The organism is Glutamicibacter sp. BW78 (assembly GCF_002332245.1).
In the GTDB taxonomy this organism is placed as follows: Bacteria; Actinomycetota; Actinomycetes; order Actinomycetales; family Micrococcaceae; genus Arthrobacter_H; species Arthrobacter_H rhombi_A.
The window spans coordinates 317,551-324,777 of sequence record NZ_NRGU01000032.1 but is presented as its reverse complement, the minus strand read 5'-3'; the positions used below and the strand labels follow the sequence as shown (position 1 = coordinate 324,777).

The 7,227-nt window shown below is 60.3% G+C and carries 7 protein-coding genes; 1 reads left to right on the top strand and 6 read right to left on the bottom strand.

What is annotated here, in order from left to right; genetic code table 11:
- The first annotated feature begins 689 nt into the window (after window positions 1–689).
- The gene (locus CIK75_RS10170) at window positions 690–1,130 is read left to right on the top strand and encodes an SMR family transporter (protein WP_086996226.1); all 441 of its coding nucleotides are present in this window, start codon (window positions 690–692) and stop codon (window positions 1,128–1,130) included.
- 29 nt (window positions 1,131–1,159) lie between these two features.
- Here CIK75_RS10170 and CIK75_RS10165 read toward each other — a convergent pair whose 3' ends face one another.
- The 6 genes from CIK75_RS10165 to CIK75_RS10135 all read right to left on the bottom strand — a co-directional run bounded on the left by CIK75_RS10165 (window position 1,160) and on the right by CIK75_RS10135 (window position 7,132).
- Window positions 1,160–3,007 (bottom strand): DUF262 domain-containing protein, encoded by a 1,848-nt coding sequence (locus CIK75_RS10165; RefSeq protein WP_086996224.1) that lies wholly within the window; start codon window positions 3,005–3,007, stop codon window positions 1,160–1,162.
- A gap of 232 nt (window positions 3,008–3,239) precedes the next feature.
- Entirely contained in the window at window positions 3,240–4,049 is an 810-nt protein-coding gene (locus CIK75_RS10160; protein WP_143269210.1) for a DUF6569 family protein, read from the bottom strand.
- 507 nt (window positions 4,050–4,556) lie between these two features.
- Entirely contained in the window at window positions 4,557–5,333 is a 777-nt protein-coding gene (locus tag CIK75_RS16340; RefSeq protein WP_241895393.1) for a TM2 domain-containing protein, read from the bottom strand.
- A 77-nt stretch (window positions 5,334–5,410) separates the two neighbouring features.
- Entirely contained in the window at window positions 5,411–6,031 is a 621-nt protein-coding gene (locus CIK75_RS10145) for a hypothetical protein (protein WP_086996218.1), read from the bottom strand.
- Window positions 6,032–6,054: 23 nt separating this feature from the next.
- On the bottom strand, window positions 6,055–6,438 hold the full coding sequence (locus CIK75_RS10140) for a hypothetical protein (RefSeq protein ID WP_086996214.1): 384 nt from the start codon (window positions 6,436–6,438) through the stop codon (window positions 6,055–6,057).
- Between the two features lie 304 nt (window positions 6,439–6,742).
- Complete coding sequence (locus CIK75_RS10135; RefSeq protein WP_096224027.1) at window positions 6,743–7,132, bottom strand: heavy metal-responsive transcriptional regulator; 390 nt, start codon at window positions 7,130–7,132, stop codon at window positions 6,743–6,745.
- Between the last annotated feature and the right edge of the window lie 95 nt (window positions 7,133–7,227).

The following is a 7,227-nucleotide window of genomic DNA, read 5'->3' as shown; positions in this document are numbered from 1 at the left end:
TCATTGCTCTCTCCACTCTCGCTGTTTGTTTGTTGCTGCAAAAGCAACCGCGTTGCTGTATCAAGTACCATAGCGCACGGATCGTTCCAACACCAGTGGCGCATAGATTCTCGTTTCGATCTCGCCGCATCAACTTCAACTGCGGCGACCACTGGGTCGGAATCGGAGCCTGGGGCAGCGGAAGTGTCTCCGAGGACGGCCCCAAGCCAGGGTTGGGCAACCAAGGTGGACGGCGGGATTCAAAGCGCCAACCATTTCAAAGGGACACCATCCCGCGAGTAAGGGCTCCGCTGTGGGTGCGGCCATGGAAGTCATGGCCAACGGCAAACGGAAACGGCAGGTGGACGAAAGCCAGTTGGCAGCCAATGCACCGAGCAGATGAGGAACGTTGGGGCGGATAGCACGCCGCCAGTGCTGTACGTGCACGACGGCGAACCGAGGAGCCTCCAATCGCTCACCCAAAATAGGGCTCAGACGGTGTCCCGGATCGAGCGAATCTGTCGGTCTCGATCAGCGACCCGACTTTCTGCCGCTGGCGAGTGCATGACATCAACGACCCTCGGCCGCTGTCTTCGCCGAGATGCTAGCCATCGCAACGAAGGTGGCCAGCGTCATCGTCCCCATCACCAACGTCCTCGCCGTCGAACGCGGCTCCCGTCGCGCAGCTCCCTGGCGCAGGCGGCCGATTCATGGTGTGTTTCCCGCCCATCGCCGCCATCGTGAGCGAGGTCGGCAGAATCCTTTCGTTGCACGTGGCCACCCATGGCAGCAAACGCTGGCACCTCCCCGTCGCGGTTGGCTACCTCGTCACCTTCATCAGTCTGGCACTCACCCTGCAAGCCGGCATGGGGTTCGGCGCCGCCTACCGGATCTGGGCCGCCCTCGGCGTCGCCCTCACCGCGGTCGCCAGCCGCGTCCTGTTCAAAGAACCACCGAACTGGGTCATGACCATCAGCATTGTCCGCAAGATCTGCGGAGTGCTACTAGTAGAGACCGGCGGGTCCATTAGCGCTTCACATGCACAAAATACGACGGTTTTAGGTCAGCCGAGAGGCCCGCGCCGCCGACAGTCTCGGCTGGCATCGTGGCTGATTCGTTCATCCCACACCCCTGACGCCTATCTTAAATGAGATGGTCTTTGATGCCGCAATGACGGCCATCAGTCGGAATCATCACCTTCAGAAAGCTCCTCATCAAGGTCAACGAGTACTGTCACATTTGTATTTGATGGGTCTGGGATTTGAGTCTCGAGCAGACTGTGGATACGGGCCGTCAGGTTCGCGCCTCGCTCGTCACAGAATTCTTTGAACTCGTCTACCGAAAGGGGGAGCGACTGAGGCAACGCGTTGCGTTCCAAGAAGGCACTGCGCTCGTTTGATGACGGGTATTCCGCCGCCAGCCAGAGCTCCGGTATCTTGTCGGATTTGCCGATGTTCTCAAGCCCCGGGAGGAGTTCCAAATTTGGCAGGCGGTCTCTCAGATCAAGTAGGTCGTCGATCTCGTCGGGAGTAAAGCGCGCCGTACCGTCCTCATTTATCTGGCTTCGCAGCGCCTTCCGGTCGAGCAACGCCGAGGGGAAGACATGGTCTACGTGGAACTGGTTGCGCGTGTCGACATGTGGGAACAGCGCTGCGAGTACGGCAAACGTCCGGGCCTTGCCGTACGACAGGCTCAAGACGTCGTCTACGAGGGCATCGGTAACGGTGAGCGGCTTGCCACGCCGAGACATCGCCCGCTCGATCGCAGCGACCGGGAATGCGGAAGCGCCCTGCGTCTGGATAACCTCGCGAAGGTCACGGAGTAGGGTGTCCAAGCCGGAGCCCCACACCCCACGGACGATCAACGATCTCAGAACCCAAGAGCGAAGCGAGTCCCGGTCTTCCCGAGACTTCGGCGATTCACGGTAGGAGTGCTCGAGCCCGCGGTGGTGAACGTAGTAAGCGACCGGGATCAACACGCTATCCACGGTGAGCGATCCACCCGATAAACCGAAATCGCTGAGGAGACCGACCGCGACCTGGAGAGATTTGCTCATGTCGTCCCAGCCAGTCTCGAGCTTCGTCATGTTTGTAGTGGTGAAGTTCTTGACTTTGAATCCGATATCACGAACGTCAGCCATCATCAGCCCGGACTTCAGAATTGTATCTCTGGAGAAGTTGAATCCGTTCCCGGTCTGGTTGAGGCCATCTACCAACCCGTGAACGGCGGCTCGAGCATCCCCCTTCCACTGCGCGGTGGCAATAGATAGAAGCAGATCGCTGTACGAAAGGACGGTTCCACCGGAGTTGACACGCACAAAGATGTCCAGCACCCGCTCGATGTCCTGGTCTTCTTCTTCGTAGAACTGAAGACTGGCGGTCTTGTGAACCGCCTCCCAGAGCTTGCTGACCAACGCTGAAGCTTCCGGGTCATTCCCGACTTCGTGTCTGGCCAACAGCTGTATCAACGTCGCTGTGTCCGATGCGTCGAAGACCTCGGAAACAGGCATCCATTTCTTGGTCTCGTCGCCCGCCGACGCGTCGACGTCGTGCTTCGTTAGAAACTGAAAGTGGTACTTGAGACCGAGCTCGTTTTCCGGGGCCTCGCTGGCCAGGTTCAGATGCAGACGGCGTTCCGGATAAGACCACGACTTATTCGCCCAACCGCCGTGGTTCTTGTAAGCGTAGGTCCCGCGGAGCCCGATATTGAGCGAAGTCAATCGCTGCTGACCATCAAGGATGGCGACCACCTCACGGTCAGTGGGAATATCGATCACCGGGTTGTGCCGGTTGTCGAAGGCGCTGTAATCCATCATGAATCCATAGAACTTGAACTTGTCGATCGTCTCGGGCAACACTTTCCATGATAAGAAACTGCCGACGGGGTACCCACGCATGACAGAGTCAAATACGCGGATAATCTGAGAGGGTTTCCACACATACTCGCGCTGAATCGCAGGGAGTATGAGTTTTCGGTCCTGGATCTGCCGCAACGCGCTGGCGATCGTCATCGGTTCTTTGTGTCCCATTTCAGTACTCTAAATGAGATCGACAGGACTTGCGCCGAATTTCGCTCACAGTCATCCAGACTGTACTGACCCTCGACGTTGGTTACTGGTTGAGGGGTGGCTGGTTCCCGATTGCGGTGTGGTGCCAATGATCATTCGATTTAACAGTTCTACCAGTACGCTCCGCCAATTCGACGAAAGTAGGGTCCGTTAATGCCAAGGTTGCTCGACACTGCGCAGGGGAACTGAAACTTCAGAGCAACTGATTGCGTGCATGTCTATTGTTGGTCGCAACAGCGTGAATTCCGGTGCCGCGCCACCGGATGCCTTCAATGGATAACAATCTCGATCGCCCGCTAATAGTTTCCTCCATACCGATGGCAGCTTGTTTCCGCATGGGCACCTCTGCTGCACTGCTGAGAAAGCGTCGGCTCCTCACCGACGGTGTGGATTGCCCGGACGGCGGGCCGAATGTCAAGACGTCATACAGTACGGCAGCCAGAATCGCATGCAGACGATGAGTCAGCGCCTCCGGGCGATCGAATACTTCTGCCATGGCGGGGTGCCCATCGATTCCGATGACCACACCCACTTGTCCCGGAAACACGCGTACAGAATCAACAGCAGGCCCGATGAAAGAGATGTGCCTTGCGAATCCTTCATAAACGCTCGAACCCCTCGCACCCCCTTCCAGCCACTCTGCTGCGAAGATCCGCGCGGAAAAGTGGCGGCCGATTGGAAGCCCGTCGAACCCCCACCGTTCCATGCCCGCGTAAGCGACCTCAATCGAAGCGGACTGCTGTGCACCGATCAGGACGCTCTGCCGGACAATCCTGCTCGGAGTAGTCTCGGCCATCAGCTGTCCCTCTAAAAGCAGAAGAGGCTTGCCGCAAATGTTCTGCACAATCATGATGTGGGTCGTTGGCATGTCGACCACTCGGTATTGCGATCCTAATGAGTCCGCCAAGGCATAATCTGCGACGGCCGTCGCCTCAGTCCATAAGGGAAAAATCGTTAGCGGCCCAAGAGCGGAGCCGCGTCCGACGTGCAATTCATTGAACATCTGCTTTGTTGCCCCCCCCTGGTGGAATGGCACGGGTTCAGACTCAAGACGTCTCCATCATGGCCACCGCGTCGCCCATTGGAGAAACTCTGCTTCCAACTCGACCGGCACCATAGTGATCACGACACCCTGGACCTGGAATTCCTCACATGGTTTTCCATTTCGTCGGCCTATTTTAGAAGTTCCTTGTCGCGCCGAGAAACGAACAACAGTCTAGAACCACAACTTCGGCCAATCACGCAAATAATGATGGGACGCACATTCCGTGCACAACGGGGCACCGTTCGTCCCGGATCGTCGGTTGGGGAATGGGATGCGTTTCCCGACCAGGCAATCGCTATGGACGTGGTGGATTTCGGGGTCGTTCGGATCATTCGAAAAGTAGGTCGGGACACGCATGGTTTCGCTTCCGTTCTCCGCGGTGTGCGGATTGGGCTGCCACTCGCGCCGATGGGGTTTCTTCCGCTCCCCCATCGGCGCGAGTGGCACTCAAAGTGTGGGTTGGTCCTACTTCTTCTCTTCGATCGTGACGGTCCAGCCCGTGAAGCCGGCGCTGTTCACGTCCAGGAAGTAGGTTCCCGGCGACTTGTGAAGTGCCGTCGAGCCCTTGCCGCCTTCGTCGATCATGACCTCGGGGACTCCGCCGTCTTTCATGAGGTCTGTACCTTCGGTCAGCAGGTAGATGCTGCCGAGGACCATGTCGCCGGAGCCTTCGAAGTTGTAGGTCATGCGGGCTTCGGCCCCGGTGAGTTCGAAGGTCGAGCTGGCGGAGTCGGCCTTGCCCTTCAGGGTGGCCACCTGGGTCCAGGTGCCGGCCGCTTCCTTGGCGGGCGCCGGCTTCGTGGACGCCTCCTGTGCGGCCTCGGCCGTTTTCTCCGCCGGGGCTGCGGACGCTTCACTGGTCGGCGCGGTCGCCGGCACGTCCGCCGCCGATTGGCCGGCTTGCGAGGCGGTGTTCCCGCCCGTCACGGCGCTGATCACAATGAGGGCACCGGTGACGATCCAGGCGATGACCTTGCGTTCCGCGTATCCGCGCAGGGCCAATCCGCGTTTGTCCCGCATGCCGCCGGCCAGGATGATGATCAGATCCACGAGGGCCCAGACGCCGACACCGCCGAACGTGACCAGCTTGAGGATGCCGGTGCCGATCTTGCCAAGGTAGAACCGGTCGATGCCGAAGATTCCCAGGAAGAGGGAGAGAAGCCAGGTCACGACGAACGATTTCTGGCCGATGGTGGGAGCTATGTCGGTGGTGGATTCGGAGGGATGGATGGTGGTGCTCATAATGATTCTCCTGTTGGTGGTGGGGTTGGCGGCGGCTCCCATCCGCGGGGGAGGAGGCACCGCCGTCGTGCATTGTTTTACTGTTTGGTCCAACTGCCGCAGCGGCTGGTGTTGAAGTCCTGGCCCTTGGAGAGGGTGACGCTCGGGCGTCCTCCCCCGGGGATGTCGTTTTCGATGAGGTCGCCGTTGCTGCCGGTGCGCATGATGGCCCAATAGCAGTCGGAATCCACTGGCTCGTCGGCGCGGTAGGTGCCGGCGGCGATGTCCAGGCCGACGGTCCAGGTCCCCCCGGTGACCGTGTTGGCGGCTTTTTCCTTTTCGGCGGTGCCGACGGCCTTCTCACGCTTCGTCACAGCGCTCTGTTGCTCATCGAGTTCCTCGGAGCGCTGGTCGAGCGCTGCCTCTTTCTCGTCGGCGGCCAGTTCACGGTCGTCGATTTCGCCCGAAAGGGTCTCGTAGTCGGAGGTGGTTTCGTCGAGCTGCGCCTGGACGGAATCGCGTTCGGCAGCCGTCGTGGTGAGTTCGCTCTTCAGCGAAGCGTATTGTTCGCTAGTCGTGGGATCGGTGACCGCGCTGCCTGCCCAGGCGCCGGCCGCCAGCAGGACGACTGCGGCACCTACTCCCGCAATCCATTTCCGCGAGGGGCGGGGAGCCTTGCTGTGGGGCGTCGCCTCGGGATGCTCTGTCACTTGTTCCATGGTTCCTCCAATAGGCATAGTGGCTAGTCCTGCGGCCGGGGTTCGACGACGATGTCCAGGCCGGTATCCGGGTGGTATCCCCAAGAGGCCGTGAAGCCATCCCATGCGGCGGTTTGTTGGCCGTCGAGGGCCCGGGTGGTTCCGAAGCGGGCGACGACGCTGTCGGGCACATCGAGGTCCTTCAACACGCAGACCACCTCGATGTAGCTGGCGCCGCTGGATTCCTTCCCCGTGGTGGACAGTTGCAGGCTGGCTCCCTCGTCCATGACGCTGACGCCCAAGGAGTCCTCAACGCCACAGTCGGCCACGGCCTCGGTGATGAGCTGAGTGGACGCGGCCGGTTGGGCCTCGGCCGGCACCGCAGGAGAGCCGGCTGAGAGTTGTCCGGCGATGGCGCCGACCGCCACCCCGACGACCAGGCCGATGATGGGGTTTCGGTAGTAACGACGTGAAATTGCGCGCTAGGCCTCAAATGACTTGTTAGGGTAAACCCCAAACAGACGTAAGCCTGATGAAGCGTGTGGTTTTCAACGCTAAATGTCGTAGCCACAAGCCTCGGAAGGTGCTTCGGCCCGCCACGGTGCCAGTCCAACGGGCGACCATGAAGCCGCCCAAGCCCTCGTGGGGATGCGCGGTCCATGGGCGCCCACCCTTACCGCCTGGCAGGTATTCCCGTCCGCGCGGCACGCAATCAGCGGGGTGGGACATCGATCAGATGTAGCGGCAGACCTGGTCGGAGGAGCAGGAATCCGGCTCCGGCTTGCTTGCCTTTTCGTGGAGCTGGAAAATGGTTTCCCGGAGGGCCAGGAGTTCGGCGATCTGGGCATCGAGTTCCCCGAGGCGCTGCCCGAGCAGGCCCTGGACGTGCGAGCACGGTGTCTGGCCGTGCTCGCGGATCTTCAGGATCTGGCGGATCTGGGCGAGGGTGAGCCCGGCGGCCTGGCCGCGGTGGATGAATGCGACCTTCCCCACGGCATCCTCGGCGTAGTCCCGATAGCCGGATGCCAGGCGCTCGGCGGGAGGGAGTAGCCCCGACTCCTCGTAGAACCGCAGGGTCTTGGTCGTCGTGCCAGTTGCTTCCGCGAGCTGTCCGATCCTCATGTTCCCCGATTCCTCCTTCGGTGGCCACCCAACTTGACCTTCCATTGTACTGGAAGGTTCATGATGGTTCATAGGACGTTTTGCACCACAGGGAA